The organism is Winogradskyella sp. (assembly GCF_013213975.1).
Taxonomy (GTDB): Bacteria; Bacteroidota; Bacteroidia; order Flavobacteriales; family Flavobacteriaceae; genus Winogradskyella.
In genome coordinates, this window is the sequence record NZ_JABSST010000037.1 from 1 (window position 1) to 22,891 (window position 22,891).

At 33.7% G+C, this 22,891-nt stretch carries 18 protein-coding genes, 1 tRNA gene and 1 pseudogene; 10 read left to right on the top strand and 10 right to left on the bottom strand.

The annotated features are described in order from the left end of the window. Window positions 1-322 precede the first annotated feature (322 nt). From HRU49_RS07250 to HRU49_RS07260, 3 genes are read left to right on the top strand one after another with little or no spacing between them, the layout of a single operon-like run. Window positions 323-757, top strand: a complete 435-nt coding sequence (locus HRU49_RS07250) for an RpiB/LacA/LacB family sugar-phosphate isomerase (protein WP_296355647.1) — start codon at window positions 323-325, stop codon at window positions 755-757. Then, window positions 758-1,672, top strand: coding sequence for a cation diffusion facilitator family transporter (locus tag HRU49_RS07255; protein ID WP_296355648.1), 915 nt, complete (start codon window positions 758-760; stop codon window positions 1,670-1,672). A gap of 3 nt (window positions 1,673-1,675) precedes the next feature. Then, a complete protein-coding gene (locus HRU49_RS07260; protein ID WP_296355651.1) occupies window positions 1,676-2,119 on the top strand; it encodes a GNAT family N-acetyltransferase in 444 nt (147 codons plus the stop codon). On the opposite strand, the gene HRU49_RS07265 is transcribed toward HRU49_RS07260, so the two are convergent. From HRU49_RS07265 to HRU49_RS07290, 6 genes and pseudogenes are all read right to left on the bottom strand, one after another. Next, window positions 2,116-2,955: an OmpA family protein gene (locus HRU49_RS07265; protein ID WP_296355655.1), complete on the bottom strand. Its 840-nt coding sequence runs from the start codon at window positions 2,953-2,955 to the stop codon at window positions 2,116-2,118. The two genes, HRU49_RS07260 and HRU49_RS07265, sit on opposite strands and share 4 nt — an antisense overlap. A 98-nt stretch (window positions 2,956-3,053) precedes the next feature. Then, window positions 3,054-4,687: pseudogene (locus tag HRU49_RS07270) on the bottom strand (S41 family peptidase). Further along, window positions 4,668-5,060, bottom strand: a complete 393-nt coding sequence (rnpA, locus tag HRU49_RS07275) for a ribonuclease P protein component (protein WP_296355657.1) — start codon at window positions 5,058-5,060, stop codon at window positions 4,668-4,670. The pseudogene HRU49_RS07270 and the gene rnpA overlap by 20 nt, the downstream one beginning before the upstream one ends. A gap of 75 nt (window positions 5,061-5,135) precedes the next feature. Then, window positions 5,136-6,941, bottom strand: coding sequence for a M1 family metallopeptidase (locus tag HRU49_RS07280; RefSeq protein ID WP_296355660.1), 1,806 nt, complete (start codon window positions 6,939-6,941; stop codon window positions 5,136-5,138). Between the two features lie 23 nt (window positions 6,942-6,964). Beyond that, window positions 6,965-8,569 carry a S8 family peptidase gene (locus HRU49_RS07285; RefSeq protein WP_296355662.1) on the bottom strand — a complete coding sequence of 535 codons (1,605 nt, stop codon included), beginning with the start codon at window positions 8,567-8,569 and terminating at the stop codon, window positions 6,965-6,967. 17 nt (window positions 8,570-8,586) lie between these two features. Beyond that, window positions 8,587-9,447, bottom strand: coding sequence for an MBL fold metallo-hydrolase (locus tag HRU49_RS07290; RefSeq protein WP_296355665.1), 861 nt, complete (start codon window positions 9,445-9,447; stop codon window positions 8,587-8,589). 113 nt (window positions 9,448-9,560) lie between these two features. Here HRU49_RS07290 and HRU49_RS07295 point away from each other — a divergent pair, with 113 nt between their 5' ends. Beyond that, window positions 9,561-11,387, top strand: coding sequence for a sodium:proton antiporter (locus HRU49_RS07295; RefSeq protein ID WP_296355666.1), 1,827 nt, complete (start codon window positions 9,561-9,563; stop codon window positions 11,385-11,387). Here HRU49_RS07295 and lepA read toward each other — a convergent pair. Next, entirely contained in the window at window positions 11,384-13,180 is a 1,797-nt protein-coding gene (gene lepA / locus HRU49_RS07300; protein WP_296355668.1) for a translation elongation factor 4, read from the bottom strand. The two genes, HRU49_RS07295 and lepA, sit on opposite strands and share 4 nt — an antisense overlap. 154 nt (window positions 13,181-13,334) lie before the next feature. On the opposite strand from lepA, the gene HRU49_RS07305 reads away from it, so the two are divergent. From HRU49_RS07305 to dusB, 4 genes are all read left to right on the top strand, one after another. After that, complete coding sequence (locus HRU49_RS07305) at window positions 13,335-15,779, top strand: outer membrane beta-barrel family protein (protein ID WP_296355670.1); 2,445 nt, start codon at window positions 13,335-13,337, stop codon at window positions 15,777-15,779. Between the two features lie 1,028 nt (window positions 15,780-16,807). Then, window positions 16,808-17,395 (top strand): hypothetical protein, encoded by a 588-nt coding sequence (locus HRU49_RS07310; protein ID WP_296355673.1) that lies wholly within the window; start codon window positions 16,808-16,810, stop codon window positions 17,393-17,395. Between the two features lie 2 nt (window positions 17,396-17,397). Continuing rightward, entirely contained in the window at window positions 17,398-17,793 is a 396-nt protein-coding gene (locus tag HRU49_RS07315) for a DUF4345 domain-containing protein (RefSeq protein ID WP_296355675.1), read from the top strand. A gap of 22 nt (window positions 17,794-17,815) precedes the next feature. After that, entirely contained in the window at window positions 17,816-18,808 is a 993-nt protein-coding gene (dusB, locus tag HRU49_RS07320) for a tRNA dihydrouridine synthase DusB (protein ID WP_296355677.1), read from the top strand. Here the strand turns inward: dusB and HRU49_RS07325 are convergent. Together HRU49_RS07325 and rbfA are read right to left on the bottom strand one after the other, a co-directional pair. Beyond that, window positions 18,805-20,007, bottom strand: a complete 1,203-nt coding sequence (locus HRU49_RS07325) for an FtsX-like permease family protein (RefSeq protein WP_296355679.1) — start codon at window positions 20,005-20,007, stop codon at window positions 18,805-18,807. The two genes, dusB and HRU49_RS07325, sit on opposite strands and share 4 nt — an antisense overlap. Then, window positions 20,008-20,400: a 30S ribosome-binding factor RbfA gene (gene rbfA, locus HRU49_RS07330; protein ID WP_296355680.1), complete on the bottom strand. Its 393-nt coding sequence runs from the start codon at window positions 20,398-20,400 to the stop codon at window positions 20,008-20,010. A 107-nt stretch (window positions 20,401-20,507) separates the two neighbouring features. On the opposite strand from rbfA, the gene mce reads away from it, so the two are divergent. Next, window positions 20,508-20,912 carry a methylmalonyl-CoA epimerase gene (mce, locus tag HRU49_RS07335; RefSeq protein ID WP_296355682.1) on the top strand — a complete coding sequence of 135 codons (405 nt, stop codon included), beginning with the start codon at window positions 20,508-20,510 and terminating at the stop codon, window positions 20,910-20,912. Window positions 20,913-20,987: 75 nt separating this feature from the next. After that, window positions 20,988-21,061, top strand: a tRNA-Ile gene (locus tag HRU49_RS07340). A gap of 496 nt (window positions 21,062-21,557) precedes the next feature. On the opposite strand, the gene HRU49_RS07345 is transcribed toward HRU49_RS07340, so the two are convergent. Then, complete coding sequence (locus HRU49_RS07345) at window positions 21,558-22,880, bottom strand: sugar MFS transporter (RefSeq protein WP_296355684.1); 1,323 nt, start codon at window positions 22,878-22,880, stop codon at window positions 21,558-21,560. Window positions 22,881-22,891 lie beyond the last annotated feature (11 nt).

The window sequence follows — 22,891 nt, forward strand, 5'->3', positions numbered from 1 at the left end:
TTAAATTTACATGTAATAGCTTGATAACTAAGAAAAGTAAACTTATTGTAAACAACTGTTGATAACTGATGTTAATAGAATTGACTCATATGTTTTTAATATAAAGCTGTTTATTTCCTCTACTTTCAATATGAATAACTTCCTTGAAAAAAGTGATTATTAAATTTTGATATTCTAATTAAATTCTGGTTTGAAATTATTTTAGAACATTCCTAATTTTTCTTTTTAAAACTTGTAAACAGTTATTAACATGTCATTAATACTGCTATTAACTACATCTTATTATTTGTAATTTTGTACTGTAATTAAAACACTATTTACAATGAAGATTTCTATTGGTAACGATCATGCAGGACCCGAATATAAGCAAGCTATTGTAGCACATCTAGAGACTCAAGGTTTTGCTATTACTAATTACGGGACAGATACCTTAGATAGTGTAGATTATCCAGATATTGTACATCCTGATGCTAAAGATGAAAATGATAATTTGGTAGATTTTGGTATTCTTATTTGTGGTAGTGCTAATGGTGTAGCTATGACGGCTAATAAGTATCAAAAAGTAAGAGCAGGAGTGTGTTGGACAAGTGAAATTACAGAACTTACACGTCAACACAACAATGCTAATATTATTTGTATTCCTGCTCGTTTTACATCAATTCCACAAGCTCTTAAGATGGTAGATGTGTTTTTAAATACTGACTTTGAAGGTGGTCGTCATCAAAATAGAGTAGATAAAATTTCATTATCATGTTAAATGGGTCATTCGCACTCGCATAATCACTCTCATCATCACGATCTTAACGGTCGTAACCTTTTTATCTCAATACTTCTTAATATAATTATAACCGCAGCACAGGTTATAGGTGGTTTAGTATCCGGTAGTTTAGCGCTTTTAAGTGATGCACTTCATAATTTTAGTGATGTAATGTCATTAATTATTAGCCTTGTTGCTAATAAATTAGTAAAACAAAAAGCATCTTTAAAACGCACCTTTGGCTATAAACGAGCAGAAATTTTAGCAGCTTTTATTAACGCAGCTTCATTAATCCTCGTAGCTATATTTTTAGTTTTTGAAGCAATAGAACGCTTTCAGAATCCACAAGAAATTGAATCTAATTTAGTGATTTGGTTGTCGGTTATCGCAATTCTAGGGAATGGTTTTAGTGTATTATTACTTAGAGGTAATGCCGATGATAATATGAATATGAAAAGTGCTTACCTTCATCTTCTTACTGATATGATGGCGAGTGTGGCAGTCTTGATAGGTGGTTTATTAATGAAGTTTTACCAGATCTGGTGGATAGATAGCGTCTTAACTTTTGCGATTGCGGTTTATTTAATCGTAATGGGATGGAATTTACTAAAAGATTCTTTTAAGGTTTTAATGTTGTTTACACCAGAATCGACTTCTGTTAATGCTATTGTTGGAGATATTCAATCTATAGAAATTGTAAAAAATGTGCATCATGTTCATATTTGGCAACTCAATGAAGATGAAATTCATTTAGAAGCTCATATTGATTTTAATAAAGATATTAGTTTATCAGAATTTGATTTAGTTTTAAACGCTATTGAAGAATTGGTTTATCATAAGTATGATATTAATCATATTAATATTCAACCAGAGTTTGGAAAATGTGATGCTAAAGATGTGATTGTTCAAGATTAAGAAATGTTAGAAATTAAAGAAAAATCTTTTAAAGCCTTAAATACAAAAGAATTGTATGATCTCTTACAATTACGAAGTGAAGTATTTGTAGTTGAGCAGGATTGTGTTTATCAAGATATCGATGGAAAAGATCAAAAAGCACTACATATCTTAGGTTATAAACATAATAATTTAGTTGCATATACGAGACTATTTAAACCTGGTGATTATTTTGAAGAAGCCAGTATTGGCAGGGTAATAGTAAAAGCTAATCAACGCCAACATAAATATGGTTATGATATTATGAAGGCTTCTATAAAAACTATTAAAGACTCTTATAATCAAACAGTGATTAGGATTTCTGCACAAACCTATTTAAAGCGCTTTTATAATAATTTAGAATTTAAAGAAGTAGGGGAGGAGTACCTTGAAGATGGTATTCCGCATATTAATATGATAAGAAGTTAATTTTTTTTCTTAATCACTCTTGTCACAACTATTTCAACACGCCTATCAAATTCTGGTTCGCCTCCTAATGGAAATTTACGACGTTGACCAACAAATTTCATGCGATAACGTTTTACACCTTTGTCTGCAAGATAATCGTAAACCGTTTTAGCACGAGCTAAAGAGAGGTTACGTTTTTTAGTTTTTCGATCTATTGCGTCTCTTGAGCCATGAGTACAACAAACATGTCCTTCAATATTAAAATAGATATCTGTGCGTTCTACCAGTATCTTAGCAATCTCATCTAATTTAGATTTAGATTCTTTTGTGAGGTAACTATACCCGGTTCTAAAAAGAATATTTTCTAATTGTATTTTATCACCTTCTTTTAAATCTCCTTTTAATAATTCTTCAGTAGTTTCTTTTTTAGGTTGTTCTACTTTCTCCCTTGGTGGATCATAAGGTTGAACGATAATTTCTACTTTACGATTTAATCCACGGATTTTGTACAAATCGTTATCATTAACAACATTGAGTAATATCTCACCCTTACCATCTACATTAGTGATAACAGATTCATCAAATTCATTATTTGAGAATACTTCTTTTATGGCATCTGCACGCTGCTGTGAAAGAATCATATTATAAGAATCGCTACCTCTATCATCGCAAAATCCATAAATTGAAATTTTTTGAATATCTAGGTTCTCTATTTCAGAGAGGAATAGTAAAAGACGGCTTTCTTCAGTCTCAGGAATTTCGTACTGATCAGTTAAAAAGTAGACCTGATGCTTTAACTCTTTTTGAGCAAAAGTTAGCTGAATAAATAAACATATAAAAACGACTAGGGCCTTCATTTTTTATAGAATTTTCTTACGTATCGAAAAATTCTCTACAGTTAAATATATAATTTTTTGTTAAATACCTGTATAAAATACCGTATAAACTATGCTATTTACCTTAAAATACTAGCATATTTTTTAGGATTATTTAGTATAGAAACGGCTTTTGTAATCTCTGTATTGTTTGCCGTGTAATATTCATATAATCCTTCACTGTAGAAATAACGTTTAATAATTTCGTCTGTGAGGAGGGATTTTAATTGTGCTCTATTTGCTTCAATGGTATTAGCCTTATAAGTTTGAAGTGCATTTTTAAGATCATTCATTTCTGAGTTAATAACACCATTAAGTTCTTCTTCCTCAGCAATTAAAATAGCATCTTCTAAGGCTTTTTCTGTTTTAGTTTCAAAATTAAAATTAGTTGACTTTAAAAACGACTTAAAATTATTAAAGTCAGAGTCAGATAGTTTAAAACTACTTAAATCATCAATATTATTTCTGTAGTAATAGTTAGTAGCAAAATTAAAAACTAAGTTTTCGTTAGAATAGCCTTAGTGATAGGAGTTTCTTTAGATAGTTCAATTTCAACGTCAGGTTGTACGCCACCACCATCAAAAACAGGTCTTCCATTTCGGGTTTTAAACTCGTTGTAATTTTCTTTTTTAACACGTTTAGCTTTTCCATTTTCATCGCGATTCCAATAGTCTAAGGCTTGTATGCAGCGACCAGAAGGAGTATAGTATCTAGAAATGGTAATTTTCATTTGTGTGCCATAAGTCAAAGGCTTAGGACGCTGAACCAATCCTTTACCGAAACTACGTGCACCAAGAACCACAGCTCTATCCATATCTTGTAAAGCACCAGAAACGATTTCACTTGCTGAAGCACTACGACCATCAATTAATACAACTAAAGGAATTTGTGTGTCAATGGCGTCACGCTTAGTGTAGTAAGTCTTATTGTATTTTTTAACCTTAGATTTTGTAGTTACTACCAATTGATTTTTTGGTACAAAAATATTGGTAACATTCACCGCTTCATTTAGCAATCCACCAGGATTTCCACGAAGATCTAAAATAAGTTGTGTTGCTCCTTGATTTTTTAAAGCCCTCAGTGCTCCAAGCGTCTCTGCTGAGGCCTTATCATTAAATTTCTTCAAAACGATATATCCTGTTTTATCATCTATCATTGAATAGTGAGGTACTGCTTTTATTTCGAGAGATTCTCTAATAATCTTAGCACTGTTGGTTTTACCTTGTCGCTTGTAAGTTATAGTCACTTCTGTACCTGCTGCTCCTTGAAGTAAATTAGCGACATCATCTTTAAAATCTGCTACAGTAACATTATCTACTTTTATAATTTCATCACCAGCCTTTAGCCCAGCTTTATCTGCCGCATAATTCTTATAAGGTTCAACGATGACTAATTTGTCTTTTAAAGTCAAAACTCTAGCGCCTATACCTGTGTAGTCTCCAGCATTATTAATTCGCGATGCCTCAACATCTTGTTCATTGTAAAATTGAGTATAAGGGTCCAGATCATCTAACATGCTTTTAATCGCAGTGTCCATTAAATCACCAGGATTAGTATCATCCACATAATTCATATTTAGTTCTTTGAATAATGTGGTGAAAATTTCTATTTGCTTAGCGATTTCAAAGAAATCGGTTTTGAAAGCCGTTGTGCTTATAAATAAAGTTAGCGCTATTACAGGTACTAATAGTTTTTTATGTAGGATCTTTTTCATGATTTGAAGTTTTATCTAAGAATCTCTCAAGCAATAATTTCATCTTAGTGTTGAGTTCTTCAAAAGTTGTTCCATCTTTGCTAAGGTATAAAATCATAAACGCATAAGATATTGTACTATTGTTAAAAAACAAAGGTTTATTTAACCTGTAAGCCTCTCTAAGTAAACGTTTTATACGATTTCTAGCCACGGCAGTTTTATGTAGACGCTTACTAACAGACACACTAGTTTTTATGATGCTATTATCTTCATATTTGGTTTTAAGATACACCAACTTCAGCGGATAAACAGAAACAGATTTACCTTCAGTAAAGAGTTGATCAATCACCTTTTTACTTTTTAGCTTGTCTTTTTTTGTGTATTTAAATCGCATTGCTCATAATAGCCTTAAAGCAAAAATAAAAAAGCCACAGAATAAACTGCGGCTTTTAACTTTTTTAAGAACCAATTATTCTGGTTTAGGATAGGTATTATTATCGCGATTTACATCCGCCATCAATTCAGAGCTATCTATCTTAATAGACGCAATGTCATTTTTAGTTTTAAACGTATACGTTGGAATTGCCCAAGCCCAATCGTTTAAAACTGTAGCTGAGGTTGGCTTTTCTCCGCGCATCATTTGAAGCGGAATATAAAAGTCTTCACTGCTACCATCTGTATAGGTTACACTTAAATCAATAGGCATTGGCATTAATCCAATACGTTCTAAAGTAATTGATTTTCCTTCGACAGATTTTACTCCGTAGTCTATTTTATTGGTGGTTTGACCAAAATCAATCATATACCAATCGAGTTCTAAATCCGTTATGCGTTCGGCTGTTCTAACAAAATCCATTGGTTTAGGATGCTTAAATGAAAAATCCTTAAAATACTTTTTAATAGTTTTATCAAGGTTGTCTTTACCAATAATGTACCCTAATTGCGCAATAAAAACAGCTCCTTTACTATAAGCAGAAATACTGTATGATTGATTATAGGCGTAACGATCTGCGTGGGTTGTTAGTGGTTGTTCGTATTGAGAATTGGCCAATGCTAAATAGCCTCTGTAGGAGCCATAGTGTGGATTATCACTTTTAGTTTCAGAAAGAGCACTAACAGCTAAGTTTGAAATATAGCTAGTAAATCCTTCGTCCATCCACTCATGTTTAGACTCATTAGTTGCCAACAAAAACTGAAACCACGTATGCGCCATTTCGTGAGCAGTAACACCGAGTAAGCTACCGTATTTTCTTTTTCCGGTTATAAGCGTACACATAGCATATTCCATTCCACCATCACCACCTTGTATAACTGAATATTGTTGGTAAGGATATTGTCCAACATTTTGACTAAAAAACGCCATCAGCTTTGCTGTGTCTAATTGTAATTTTTTCCAATTTTCAAGATATTCTGGATCTAGATCATTTTTGTAATAAAAATTCAGAGTTGGTCCATTTGGCATGTTTAATGTATCATGAATAAAATCTGGGTCTGCAGCCCACGTAAAATCATGAACATTTGGCGCTTTATAGTGTAATGTCTTTTTACCAGACTTAACTTTTGGCTTACCTTGCAGATAGCCAGTTCCTCCAACAACATAGTCCTTATCTATAGTGAGTTTAACATCAAAATCTCCCCAAACACCATGAAACTCTCTAGCGATATATGGGTCCGCATGCCAACCTTCATCATCATATTCTGCTAATTTTGGATACCACTGCGTCATAGAAAGCGCCACACCTTCTTTATTATTTCTTCCAGAACGGCGAATTTGAATAGGAACTTGAGCATCAAAGTCCATTTCAAATGTCACTTTTTCACCAGGTTGAATAGGTTTTTCTAATTGCACTTCTAAAACTGTTCCAACTGTTTCATGTTCAATAGGTTTACCATTTTGCTTTAGTGAATTAACCTTTATATAACCAATTTCGTTAGGCTTAAGTTTGCTAATACGGTCTCCCACTCTAGAGTCTGGATCTTGAATCGTTCGAGAACGCACATCCATTTCACTTCCTGGTTGAAAGGCATTGAAATATAGGTGGTAGTATACACGATTCAAAACATCAGGGGAATTATTAGTGTAAATAAGTTTTTGCTTTCCTTGATATTGGAAATTATCCACATCCATATCAATTTCCATTTGATAATTAACATGTTGTTGCCAATATCCATTTAAAGTTTGGATTTTTTCATTTTTATCAGCAACAGGTTTCTCTGTAGCATTACAAGACACAAACATTGCAACGTAAATGATGCTAAATAGAAGGTTTTTCATTATGTAAAGGTTTTACAGACTATTTATTTAATTTTTGATGCCATAATTAAGGCATTGTATGCATTTGCAATTTTACCAGATTTAGATAAATCAGCGAACGGTTTAACGTTTGAGGCGTCTCCACCAACAACAACTTTAGTGGTTAATGGAAGGCCAGAATCAATTATAACTTGCTTTACTTGTGCCGCGGAAAGATTAGGATATTGTGAGCGTAAAAGCGCAGCAATACCAGCAATACCAGGGGCTGCCATAGAAGTTCCTCCTTTGAAATCATATTCATTCTCAGGTAGAGTAGAATAAATTTCAGATCCTGGGGCAAAAATATCAACATTCTTTTTTCCATAATTTGAGAAGCCAGAAACCATTTTAGAACCATATTTCTGAGTCAGTGACCCAACTCTAATGTAAGAGTTAGAAATCTCTACAAAATTTACATTGTCATCCGGAAAATTAGGTTCAACATCAACATTGTTACTATCATTTCCAGCAGCATGTACAAAAACAACATCATTGTCTGAAGCATATTTAATAGCATCTCTTACCCACTGAGAATCAGGTGAAAATGATTTTCCGAAACTACCATTAATAACCTTGGCTCCGTTATCAACAGCATAACGTATAGCTAATGCCACATCTTTATCGTATTCATCACCATTTGGTACAACCCTAAGCGCCATTATTTCTGCATTATTAGCAATGCCATTTGCACCTTTACCATTATTACGTTCAGCAGCAATAATTCCTGCAACATGTGTACCGTGAGACTCAGACTTTTTAACATGCTTTACATTACCATTACCATATCCAATATCAGATAAATCATTGATATCATCATTGGTTGTTCGTCCCTTATAATCTATATTGAGATTATAATTGAGGCGCTCATTGACTTGTTCTTGAATATTTTTTAGTTCTTTTTTAGCTTTTTGCATAGACAAACCGTTGGACTTAATATTTTTAGAGATTTGTATAGCTTGTTGAATATCTTGTGCTTCAGAAGAAATATTATTAATGTCTTCCATTGTATAATCTTCTTTTTTAAGGTGTTTACTCAATAGTTCATGGGCATTATTGACTGCTTGCGCTATTTGATCATATTGCGTTTTGCGTGCACTCCAAGTCTGATATTCATCTTCATGTAATTTTTTAGCCTCAGCATATCTTGGGTTTAAAGTATCTTTCTTTGCTAGAATTCTTACATACTCAAGTTGCTCATTATAGGCGTCACCTAGGAAATTCCAACCATGAATATCATCAACATAGCCATTATTATCATCATCTTTCCCATTATTTGGGGTTTCGTTTTTGTTAGTCCAGATAACATCGTCTAAATCTTCATGATCAATATCTATCCCAGAATCAATAACGGCGACAATAACTTTTTGCCCCTTTTTATCTTTGATAATTTCATCATATGCTCTATCAACAGCCATACCAGGAATTGTGTCCCTTTCTAAATCTAAATGACCCCAATTTTTTTTCTCTACCTCTGTTAATTCTGTGACCTTTAAAGGAGAGGAGTCAATATTTTCAATGGGTGTTGTTAAAACACCAGCTGTTGATCCACAGCCAAAAAGAAGTATGGTGGATAAAGCGTAAAAACCGATTGCTTTGTTTTTTAATGTCATATTAATAAATTATAGTTTTAATTGAATATTTGTTTACAGGTGTATACTTCATTGAGTCTCACACCCTTTTCTGTATGTTTAACTGTGATAATTTCATTATGAGCATCGTGTTCTAAGAACAGGAAATAACTAAGATCTGCTGCCATGTTTAGAAATAATTCTTTTTCGTCTAAAGTTAATAGCGGCCTAGTGTCATAACCCATAACAAATGGTAGGGGTAGATGACCAGCTGTTGGCAATAAATCTGCCATAAAACATATGGTTTTCCCCTTGTATTTAATCATAGGAATCATCTGTTTGTCTGTGTGGCCATTAGCATAGAATATATCAAAACCAAGTTCTGAGTTCTTTAAGATATTATCTGTAGGTAATGCGGTGAATTTTAAACACCCGCTGTCTTTTATGGGAAGGATATTTTCTTTTAAAAATGATGCTTTTTCTCTTCTATTTGGTTCTGTAGCCCATTTCCAGTGATCTTTGTTACTCCAAAAATGTGCATTCTTAAAAGCGGGCTCATAACCCGTTCTATCCGCATTCCACTGAATACTACCTCCACAATGATCAAAATGCAAATGTGTCATAAACACATCAGTGATATCATCTCTATGAAAGCCATATTTCTTTAGAGACGAATCAAGCGTATCATTTCCCCACAGAAAATAATAACCATAAAATTTATCACTTTGTTTATTCCCCATTCCGGTGTCTACCAATATTAATCGATTACCATCTTCAATTAACAAACAACGTGCCGCAATATCAATCATGTTGTTTTGATCTGCTGGATTGGTCTTTTGCCATAAAGATTTAGGAACAACTCCAAACATGGCTCCGCCATCAAGTTTAAAATTTCCTGCGTTAATAGGATATAAATGCATAGATACGCAATTTACCAAAATACGCTGTAATTTGTAATAACCTTTACGTTTTATTAGGATTTTAAGGGTTGTAAAAAAAAAGCTATTTTCGAAAGGAATTAAAAAACACAATCATGGTAGAACTGGCCGGTATAATCATTCTAGGTATTTTAGCCCAATGGGTTGCTTGGAAATTTAAAATCCCAGCAATTTTACCTTTAATTTTAATTGGTCTATTGGTGGGACCAATCGCTGCAGAATTTATAAATGATGACGGCTCTAAATGGATTGAGCCAATTTGGAATGGTAAAAAAGGGTTGTTTCCAGGTGAAGGCTTATTTTATTTTGTGTCTCTAGCTATTAGTATCATTTTATTTGAAGGCGGGCTCACTTTAAAACGGAGCGAAATTAGAACGGTAGGCCCTGTAATTACCAAACTAATAACAGTTGGTGCGGCAGTTACCTTTTTTGGTGCAGCAGTTTTAGCGCATTATTTATTTGACTTAAGTTGGGATTTATGTTTTTTGTTTTCCGGTTTAATCATTGTAACAGGGCCAACGGTGATTACCCCAATATTGAGGAATATTCCCTTAAAACGCGATGTTTCAACAGTTTTAAAGTGGGAAGGTATTTTAATTGATCCCATAGGTGCTTTAGTTGCGGTATTGGTGTTTGAGTTTATTTTCGTTGGTGGTGAAGTTGGATTTACAAAAACCGCGTTAATCGAGTTTGGAAAAATCGTGTTATTTGGTACAACATTCGGTTTCACTTTTGCCCACGCACTGGTATTCGCAATTAATAAAAAATTTATCCCGCACTATTTACTTAATGTAGTATCCCTATCTGTAGTTCTTTTAGTATTTATTGAATCTGAAATATTTGCTCATGAATCTGGTTTATTGGCTGTGGTCGTTATGGGTATGGTTATTGGAAATAGCAAACTAGACAACATTAAGGAGCTATTATATTTTAAAGAGTCTTTAAGCGTATTACTTATCTCAATACTTTTCATTTTACTTTCTGCTAATATTAATTATGATGATTTAATGCTGCTTTATCGATGGGAAACTTTAGCTCTATTTTTAACAGTAGTATTTGTGATTAGACCTTTGGCTGTTTTTGTTAGTGCACACGGATCAAAACTTAAGACTAATGAAAAGATATTTATTAGTTGGGTAGGTCCTCGTGGTATTGTAGCTGCAGGTATTGCTTCACTCTTTGGTAGTAAGTTAAGCGCCGAACACGTAGTTGGAGCAGAGTACATCACGCCTTTGGTGTTTATGATTGTACTAGGGACAGTATTATTAAATGCAACGACAGCACGATTATTTGCTAAAGCTTCTGGCGTTTTCCTAACCAAATCAGAAGGCATATTAATCATAGGAGCTTCTAAAGTATCTCGACTTATTGCTCAATATTTGATTGATAATGGGAGGCATGTAGTACTTGTGGATAGCAATCAAAACAATGTTAATGAAGCTGAGAAATTAGGGATAGAGGCCCATACAGAAAACATATACTCTGACACATTAAAGGATAACGTAGAGTTTAATGATATAGGGTATTTACTAGCGCTTACAGGTAATGCCGATATTAATAAATATGCGGTTGAGAAATTTGGAGCTCAATTTGGAGAGCACGGCTCTTTTAGACTAGCCTCCAAGACAGAATTAGAGAATGGATCTATTTCTCCTGAAGATGGTGTTTTTACCTTATCTGACGACTTTAATAATCTTATTCAGGTGACAGAAAACTATCCAACAATACACGAGCTTCCTGTTAAAGATTTAGCCTCTTATCAAAACGCTTTAGATACTATTAAAACAGATAAAGATCAAATCCCATTGTTCTTAAAAACAAGCAAAGATTATATCCATGTAATTCCATCTTTAGATGAGGATTTGGAAAAGGAAATAGATGCTAAAAGTAAATTAGTTTATCTAGGGAAAAGAACAACTTAATCGTTTAGCTTTAGTACCGCCATAAACGCTTGCTGTGGAATTTCTACATTTCCAACTTGGCGCATACGTTTTTTACCTTTTTTCTGCTTTTCGAGAAGTTTTCGTTTACGTGATATATCACCACCATAACATTTGGCTGTTACATCCTTTCTAAGTGCTTTAATGGTCTCTCTGGCAATAATTTTTGCTCCAATTGCGGCCTGTACAGGAATATCAAATTGTTGTCTTGGTATAAGCTCTTTCAGTTTTTCAGTCATTTTTTTACCAATGGTATAAGCATTATCAGCGTGTACCAAAGCAGAAAGGGCATCAACGGTCTGAGCATTTAATAAGATATCTACACGTACCAATTTAGAAGCACGCATTCCTATTGGCGCATAATCAAAAGAAGCATAACCTTTAGAAACGGTTTTTAGGCGGTCATAAAAGTCAAACACAATCTCTGCCAAAGGCATATCAAAACTAAGCTCAACACGCTCAGTTGTAAGGTAGGTTTGGTTGGTAATTTGACCGCGTTTCTCAATACATAGGCTCATTACAGGGCCAACAAAATCTGACTTTGTAATTATTGTTGCTTTAATATATGGTTCTTCAACACGATTAAGTGTAGAAGGCTCAGGCATATCAGATGGATTGTTAACAATGACAATATCATCAGGGTTTTTATTGGTAAACGCATGGTAACTTACGTTTGGTACGGTAGTGATAACCGTCATATCAAACTCACGCTCTAAACGCTCCTGAATTATCTCCAAATGTAACATTCCTAAGAAACCACAACGAAAACCAAACCCTAAGGCTGCTGAGCTCTCGGGAGCAAAAACCAAAGACGCATCGTTAAGCTGCAGTTTTTCCATTGACGCTCTGAGTTCTTCATAATCTTCAGTATCAACGGGATAAATACCTGCAAATACCATAGGTTTTACATCCTCAAAGCCTTCAATAGCATTAGTTGTAGGAGTTTTAGCATCAGTAATAGTATCACCGACTTTTACTTCACGAGCGTCTTTAATACCAGTAATTAAATAGCCTACATCACCAGCTTTTATTTCATTTTTTTTAACCTGATTCAATTTTAACGTTCCAACTTCATCGGCGAAATAATCTTTATTTGTTGCAATAAATTTTATTTGCTGCCCTTTTCTTATTGAGCCATTAATAACTCTAAAGTAGGTTTCAACACCTCTAAAAGGATTGTAAACAGAATCGAAAATTAAAGCCTGTAATGGTTCACTTGGGTTACCTTCAGGCGCAGGAATACGTTCTATAATCGCAGATAAAATATCTTCTACTCCAAGCCCTGTCTTACCACTGGCAGGAATTACTTCTTCGGGATCACAGCCTAATAAATCAACAATATCATCTGTAACCTCCTCAGGATTAGCACTAGGTAAATCAATTTTATTTAGCACAGGAATAATCTCGAGATCATTTTCAAGAGCTAAATATAAATTGGATATTGTTTGCGCTTGAATACTCTGTGCAGCATCTACGATAAGGAGCGCTCCTTCACAAGCTGCAATAGAACGCGATACTTCATAAGAAAAATCAACATGACCAGGAGTATCAATAAGATTAAGAATATACTCTTCGCCCTTATAGGTATACTCCATTTGAATAGCGTGAGATTTTATGGTGATACCTCGTTCACGCTCTAAGTCCATATTATCCAAAAGCTGATCTTGTTTCTCTCTATCAGTCACTGATCCTGTAAAATCTAATAAGCGATCGGCAAGTGTACTTTTTCCGTGATCAATATGTGCAATAATGCAGAAATTGCGAATGTTCTTCATTTCTCTTTTTCTAAGGGCAACATTTAAGAGTGCAAATATAACTCATTTCTTAAGTTTTATAGTATCTAAACAGATTTTTAAACCTTCACAAACTGCGGAAAAACCATATTATAAAGTAAAAAACTATCTTTATATTGCGACTCAAACCTAATTAATGATTGCTCACTGTCGATCTTTTTTAAGTGCAATTTTTATTGCGCTAACGCTAACATTATTTGCACAAGACTATTCCATCTCTGGAAAAATTGTGGATTCAAATGGTGCACCTATTGAGTTAGTTAATATTATTATTGAGGAGGGCGCCCAACCCGAGAGTTCTTTTTTTACCTTTGTTAAAGGTACAGCAACCAACCAAGACGGAAGCTTTAGAGTTGACGGTTTGAAGGCCTCTACCTATAAATTAACAGCTAGTTTTATTGGTTATGAAGATTTTTCTCAGATTGTTAAATTACGAGGTGAAGTAGATTTAAAAACTATTGTCCTTCAGGCAACATCAGAGAATCTTGACGAAGTTACTATTGTTGCAGAAAAACCTACCATCGACAGAAAACCAGATCGTTTAATATTTAACGTCGAGAATACTGCTCTTATTGAAGGGTCTACTTTAGGTGTTTTAAAAAGTACACCAGGAGTAATAGTAAGCGAGGGCTCAATAAATATTAAAAGTGCTCCTGCTTCTATTTACATTAATAATCGTAAAGTGCAATTAACCTCAGAAGAGCTCATTCAATTATTAGAAAGTGCTCCTGCTAATAGTATTAAATCTGTTGAGGTTATAACTAATCCGCCAGCAAGTTATGATGCAGATAGTGGTTCGGTTATCAATATAATTATGAGTAAAAACCTAGTAACAGGATATCGAGGAAATATTGCCACTAATTTTACACAAGGAGTGTTTCCTAGGTATAATGCAGGAACGAGTCATTATTTTAAGAACAATAAAGTCAATTTAAATGTAAACTACAGTTATACTAACCAAAAGATTAATAGAGATCAGGATGATACGGTTAATTTTTTGGAAAACATAAACCCCAACCCTAATGAAGAGCCTATCTATGAAATAGATGAAATCTGGAAATCCAGAACTAATAGAAACACATGGTCCGAGACACACAACCTTAACCTCAATTTTGATTATTATATAAATGATAATAATACAATAAGCCTAACGAGTACTGGCTTGTATATGCCTTATTTTAAGTATCAAATAAAAAATATTACGAACGTTTTTGACGATGACAATGACTTTATTAGAAACTTTACAGCAGATAATCTATCAAGAGACAATAAGTTAAATATTGGTACAGATCTCATATACCGACATACCTTTCAAAATGATGCAAGTTTAGTTATTAATGGGCACTTTACCATTTATGATTATGAACGCGACCAACGCGTTTTTCAAGATGAACAGATTGGAGATGATTCGGAGTTTAACACTTTAGCCAATCAAGACACTCAAATTATTACTGGTAAAGCAGATTATAATCTTCCAATAGATGAAAGCTCAAGTTTTGACGCTGGCGTAAAGGTTTCTAACGTAAAAACAGATAGTGATATTTCTAGAGTTGATATTATAAATGGCCAGGAGTTTCCGAATACACAAAACAGTGATGCCTTTAAGTATAATGAAAATGTTTTTGCAGCTTACGTGAATTACGCTAAGTCTTGGAATAGATGGGATTTAAATATTGGTTTAAGAACAGAACAAACTAATATAGAGGGCAGGTCTTTATCTTTAACAGAATCTAACACTCAGAACTACCTTAATTGGTTTCCTAATACGAGCATATCTTACAATATAGCGGATGATATAAGTATTTATTCAAATTATAAGCGAAGTATAACAAGACCTAGTTATTCAGACCTCAACCCATTTACATTTTTCTTAAATGAGAATACTGTGGTTCTTGGAAATCCGGATTTGGTACCGATTTATAAGGATCATTTCGATGTTGGAATTAATTTTTTAAAACACTTTACTGTTTCTGCATATTATGATAATTTTGATGGGGACATTGTTGAACTCCCTAGGCAGAATAACCAGACTAATATCATTGCTTACACCCCAATTAATTTAGATAAGAAAGTGGAATATGGTTTTGATTTTGAATTTACCTATTCTCCTACAAATGATTGGTTCTTATATTTTGTGACCTCATTTTACAATATTGAAGAAGAATCCAATTTTGGTGAGGGATTCGTAAAACAGGATCAATGGTCTAATTATAGTTTTCTTCAAAACTCGCTGTCGCTTTTAGAGGATAAAAGTCTTAATATTAATTTCACTATGATTTGGGCCGGAAAGAACCTTCAACAGTTTCAAACTATTGAAGATAGGTTAGCCTCTGAATTAAGCATTTCTAAATCCATTTTTAATAAAAAGGGAATGATATCACTTTCTGTAGATGATATATTTAATTTCCAGGATTTTGATTCTTCGATTAACTATTTAAATCAATCAAGTAGAGGTTTTGTTGATGTCGACAACAGATTTGTTAGATTGGGTTTCCGGTATAATTTTGGAAATACCAAGTTAAACACCAATGAACGCGCAACAAGCGAGGAAGGAAGAGAGCGTCTAGAAGATTTAAACTAATCCTGCCATTCAGCAATAAATAAGTTGGTATCTTAATTATTCAATCTCAGAATAACGCTAGTCGCGCCATTCAGTAATAAACAAGTTGGAATCACCACCACCATTATTGCGATTAGATGAGAGGGTCAAATACGTTCTATTAAAATCAACCAAATATAGATTAAATTTAAAACCACTGCTTGTTCTAAAGTTTGATGAAAGCATATTCTCCTTATTAGTAGGGTGAAAGAGTGGCTTCCAATTGGGATTACCAAGTTCCGTAAACTACTTTAGTTCAAATTCATCAGTGTTTCAGTTGTATAGTTATATTTCTGTTAGTTCCATTGACCCTTCTGCCAAATGCTCTCTGTATTCTTTTATGTCCTGCTGGATTTCTGAAGGAGAAGAATTACACTCAAAAAGAAGGCGCCATCATTATAACTAAGTTCGTTGGTAATTTGTTTTACATTACTCTTATTAATGTTTATATGTATTTGTAAATCAGTAATTTGTATTAAAACAGAAATAATTTTATATCCTTTTGGTCATACTGTAGTTTTGGTATCACAGCCCACTTCATTAGTTAATTGCTTAACAACAGTACTCTAGATTAGCTAAAAAACATCATAGCGATTACGTATTGACTAGAGGTATTTGCCGTTTATACGCAAAGGAGTTTCAGGACATTTGTCTTGTTCAAGAGTTTAGGCTTAAGTTTAGAACAGACCCACACAAAGAAGTTGATTTTACAACAAATGCAGAAAGCAGCATTATGGGTTGAAATGTGGTGTGTTTATAGACAACAATAATCGACTTTTTTTATCTTTATCTAGAGAAGAAATGGGTTTGTGAGGGTCGAATTTTTAAGAATTCGAATGTAGATACTGATGCCATAAACTTTATGATAAAAGGGATAAATTGGTAAGAACTGTCATCCGAGGAGAAGCTATCATTAAAACTGAAATAGATTTTTAAGTCAATAGTCTACATGATTATTGAGAAGTAAATTTTAATTGTACATTTAGACCCTAATCAAATCAATCTATAACATGAAAAAATCACTAGCACTTATGTGCTTATTTAGCCTACTTACTGCTTTTACATGTGAAAACGAGTCGCTAGATGACAATATAGACACCAGTTCAAATACTAACAATAATGATTTGATGGGTAGTTGGAATTTATTAGAATTAGAAGCGTCAGTTAGTAGCTCAATAAGTTTTCAAGGACAAGAACTTTCTTCCGAAGTGTATATTTTAAGTACAGATGTTGCCTACGTATTGAGCTTTACTCAAAGTAATTTTAGCACAGAAGGAGGTTATAGTTATACTGCAGATATTGTTGCAAATGGAATGGAATTCCCGGGCGAGTCTTATACCATTGACAATGTAATGGGTTCAGGGGCTTATTCTACTAACGGTAATGAGATGACTATTGATGGTTCTTTCTTCGAATTTTCATTTGAAGATATCGATTTTTCTCAATTGCAAGGGGAGCAAACCCTAAACTTTCAAATTTCAGAAGACGGTCAAATGTTAACATTTTTTCAAGATGAAACGACTACAGAGACTGATGTAGCTACAGGATCAACAACAACAAGTGTTATTTCTTCTACATCAAGCTGGTCTAGAGAATAAGTATGAAACTTTCTTCCACTTCAATTATCATTAAAATTCATTTATTTATTTCGGTGATTATTGTTGTGCCTATTTCATTGATTTATGGATTCGATTTAGGGGATTTTTTAAAACTCCAACCTAATTCCATTGATGAATATAACTTTTATAAAGCCATTTCTGGCTTGTATTTAGGGTTCTCGGCATTATGGTTAATAGCACTATTTAAAAACAGCTATTTAAGCACTGCCTTACTAAGCAATTGTATTTTTATGTTTGGCCTTGCTGGAGGAAGAATTATGAGCATTGTATTTGATGGCAACCCTTCTAACGCTTATCTATATGGAACCATCGGCGAAGGTATCTTAGGTTTTTACGGGCTCTGGGTTTTAAATAGTAAATACATTAAAAATCTGTAATTTTGCTTCAAATTTTGTCGACTTGGTTAAAATTGGAGATATAGAATTAGGTGAATTTCCGTTGCTTTTGGCGCCGATGGAGGATGTAAGTGATCCACCATTTAGAGCGTTATGTAAAGAGCAAGGGGCAGATGTAGTCTATACAGAATTTGTCTCTAGCGAGGGGCTAATCCGTAATGCTGCTAAAAGTGTCATGAAGCTTGATATTTACGAAAAAGAGCGTCCAGTTGGGATTCAGATTTTTGGTGCCAATATGGAAAGTATGCTTCAGACCATTGATATTGTTGAAAAATCTAAGCCAGATATTATTGATATCAATTTTGGTTGTCCTGTAAAAAAGGTAGTGTCTAAGGGCGCAGGTGCTGGTATTTTAAAAGATGTGTGTCTTATGGAAAAGCTTACTGCCGAAATGGTAAAACGCACCAATCTACCAGTTACTGTAAAGACACGCTTAGGATGGGACCATGATTCTATTAAGATTGTTGAGGTGGCAGAACGACTTCAAGATGTTGGTATAAAATCTATTGCTATTCACGGCAGAACGAGAGCCCAAATGTATAAAGGCAATGCAGATTGGAAGCCTATTGCCGCGGTTAAGAATAATCCTAGAATGCAAATTCCTGTATTTGGTAATGGCGATGTTAATACTCCAGAACGTGCCGTAGAAATGCGTGACGATTATGGTTTAGATGGCGCTATGATTGGAAGAGCAACGATTGGAAACCCTTGGTTTTTTAAGCAAGTAAAACATTTCTTTAAAACAGGTGAGCACTTACCGCCTATATCTATGCCCGAGCGTGTTGAAGCGGCAAGGCGGCACTTACAGATGTCTATAGATTGGAAAGGGGAAAAGTTAGGCGTTTTTGAAACGAGACGGCATTACACGAATTATTTTAAGGGAATTCCAAACTTTAAAGAATATCGGATGAAAATGGTCACTAGTGATGATTCTAAAGATGTTTTTGAAACCTTTAACGAGGTCTTGGAAAAGTTTGCAGATTATCAGTTTGTTTAAGATTGTATCAAGCTTTTTGTTATGCGTTGCGAAGCAAGCCTAGATGCAACCACTCCCAAAACAATTATTGTCACTAAAACGATAATTACGTTAATAATATTTAAGCGTACAGGGTACGGTAAGTCTGGAGTTAACATTATTAAACTAAATTGTTGCTGCAAAAAAACTACGATAAGACCAAGACCAACACCAATTATACCGCTGATTGTTGTTAATAGGCTTCCTTGAAAAAAGAAAATGGACTTAATATTTTTTGGTTCTGCTCCAAGATTATATAACGTATTGAGTGATTTTTTCTTATCTAAAATCATCATTATAATTGCCCCGACTACATTAAATAAAGCAATAATGATAACCAATGTAAAAATAAGGTAGACAGCAAGGTTTTCTGTATTTAACATTTTAAACAACGCATCATTTAATTGTCCTCTGTTTTTTATGATTACTTTGTTGTTAAAGACCGAATTAATCTCTCCCCGAATATCATCTTCATTTGCACTAGGATTTAGCTTTAATTCTATAGCGCTAATTTGATTTTCGTTGTAGTTTAATAATCGTCTAGCTAGACCGATATCAGAAAAAACAAATTCAGAATTTAGCTCTTCATTAATATCAAATAAGCCCACGTTGTTTACATAAGTGGAATTATACAAACTCTTAATTGCACTCGCCTGCCCAACCCCTGGTTTTGGCACATAAAGCGCTAGAGCTTTTCTGTAATCCAGAATTCCAAAAGAAAGATTATTCGAAATTCCCCAACCTGAAACAACATCATTAGATTCTGGCGAAATCCAAGATCCAGATGTCACCATTAAGTCAACATTAGTTACATCTAAAAAGCTTGAATCAACCCCCTTTAACGTTGCTAATAGATTTTTATTTTCTGATTTAATAATAACACGTTCTTCTATAACTTCAGAAAAGAATGCAATACCTTTAATTTTATTTAATTTAAGTTTTTCATCATCTGTAAAGAGCATGGATTTTCCCTTCATGGGTAGAAGCGTTAGATCTGGATCTACGAAAGACGAGAATTGAAGACTGTAATTTTTTAATCCAGCAAAAACAGAAAGTACTATAAATAATGCGGCTGCAGCGACGATAACACCAACGGAAGCAATTCTTGTCATTATATTAATAGCATTATTACTGCTTTTAGAAAGCAAATAGCGTTTTGCTATATATAATGAAAAATTCACCTAAGATTTTTTGCGCTTACTCAATAGATCCGGATTGTCTAAAGGATTATCCTTGCCCTTTAAAGAACGCTCAATACCATCTATATATTCTAAAGAATCATCAATAAAGAAATCTAAGTGAGGCATGCGTCTTAATTGATGACGTGTGCGCTGCGATAGTTCATGTCTTATTAAGGGGGTATTTGACTTAATACCTTCTAATAATTCATTTGCCTTATCATTAGGGAAGATGCTTAGGTAAACTTTAGCAATAGACAAATCTACGGTTACGGAAACTTTAGATACTGAAATAATAACACCTCTTAGGCCACCTTCTGAGGCAGCTCTTTGTAAAACATCTGCTACATCTTGTTGAATAATACCCGCTATTTTCTTTTGTCTATTACTTTCCATAAGACAAAAGTAGAGCATATTTAAAGATTATGGTATTTTAAATAACAAAAATCATACTTTACTATTTGTATAATTCCGTTATTTGGATAATTATTTTAATCTTAAGAATGAAAAAGATAGAACACATAGGTATTGCAGTAAAGAATCTTAATAAGTCTAACGACCTTTTTAAAGCTCTGTTTGGTGAATCCCATTATAAAATTGAAGATGTTGAGAGTGAAGGTGTAAAAACATCCTTCTTTAAATGTGGACCAAACAAGATAGAGTTATTACAAGCCACCACAGAAGATAGTCCTATCGCAAAATTTATAGAGAAAAAGGGGGAGGGTATTCACCATATAGCTTTTGCGGTCGAAAACATTAAAGAAGAAATTTCGCGTCTCCAAGGCGAAGGATTTACAATGATACATGAGGTTGCTAAAAGAGGAGCTGATAATAAGCTTATTGCCTTTTTACACCCCAAATCAACAAATGGCGTATTGATCGAATTATGCCAAGACATTAGAGATTAAAATTCTTGTAGAGTTTTAAAATATATAGTAATATTGCACACTCTTCTAAAATGAAGACATTAACAAAAACCAATAGGTCCTATAACTCAGTTGGTTAGAGTATCTGACTCATAATCAGAAAGTCCCTGGTTCGAGCCCAGGTGGGACCACAACGAATTAATTGTAAAGCGTTGGCAACCATTAGATTGCCCAACGCTTTTTTATTTAGCTAAAGTATACGCTAAAACTTTTTTCGATAGCCTTATTATTATTGACATCCAAGAGATTAGCTTTTTATTAGAATTATAAATTTTATGAAGCTGTGAGATAATACTGTATTAATGGTTTTGCATTACAATATTTAGTGTCACTTTGTCTAATAAGCTTTCAAAGGTTTCCGTTTTCGGTAATTGATGATTTTATTACATTTGATTCTGTATATTTTTAAAGTAGCCCCACAGAAGTTTTAGTTGATGAAGAAATATAAAAGAGTTATACCAAGGCTTACAGATTTGGATCCATCAGATGTTTCGAAAATCTTTTCATTTCTGAAATCTCTTTTTGAAGTTAAATTCCTTTTGTATTTACCAATATTATCTCTAAAATGGTAAAACTTCTTAAAAGGTCTACTGATTTTATTTTAGCATTCACAAATACAATAAGCATTTAACTTTTCTTAAGTCCTACCTTATGGCCGTAAAAAGCATAGAATAGAATAATGGTGTAACATGGTAATAAAATCCAATATCCATGGGATGCTGCTTCAGCCATTGCTGATACTTCTTGAACACCAATTGCAATGAGTTGTTCCTTCCTGTTATCAACTAATACTCCGTAAAGTGGTGGTAGTATAGCACCACCTGAAATTGCCATAATTAGTAACGCTGAAGCGGTCTTTGTAAATTTGCCAAGACCAGTTAAAGCTAATGGCCAAATTGCTGGCCAAACCAAAGCATTAGCTATACCCAATGCAGCTACAAAAAGTACAGATGTAAAACCGTTGGTAAAAAGAATACAAAAGGAAAAAATAATCCCTAACAACGCACTGGCTTTTAATGCTAATGCTTGACTCATGTATTTTGGAATTAAAAACACACCAAGGGCATATGTTCCTACCATAGCCATTAATGTAAATAATGTGAAAAATTTAGCTTGTTCTACAGGAATATCTAAAGAAATTCCATACGAAATTATAGTATCTCCAGCTATAACTTCAACTCCTACATAAACAAATAGAGCCAAAACACCTAACCATAAATGAGGGAATTGAAATATACTAGTTTTAGATTTTCCTCCACCAACTGATTCTTCTATAGGCGCTGCTTCTACATGAGGTAAAGGAGCTTTTCTTATGAGTATGCCCAATAAAAATAGAACTATAGCCATAACAATATATGGTGTCACAACACTATCTGCCAAGGTATTTAATATATTCGCCTTTTCAGCAACACCAACAACACTTAGCTTTTCTTTCATACTATCAATGCCAGACAATAAAATTGCTCCAAAAATAACCGAACCAAGACCTCCAGCTATTTTGTTAGCAATTCCCATGATGGCAATTCTCTTTGCGGCACTTTCAATAGGCCCCAATATAGTAATGTATGGATTAGATGCGGTTTGTAGCAATGTCATTCCTGCTCCTTGAATAAATATACCAACTAAAAATACCCAATAGGTTCTAGCATTAGCTGCTGGTATGAATATAAGAGCTCCTATAGCCATAATTATTAAACCTAATGACATCCCTTTTCTAAAACCTATTTTATTTATAATATAAGAGGCTGGTAATGCCATTGCAACAAATGAAATATATGAAGCTGATGCAACAAGATAAGATTGTGCATCTGTTAGTTCATTAATAGTCTTCATAAAAGGTATTAAAGCTCCATTAATCCATGTTACAAAACCAAAAATAAAAAATAAGCCAGCTATAATCGTAATTGGAACTATAGTTGAATTCTTGGGTTGGTTAGTAGATTGTTTCATTTTTCTGTTTG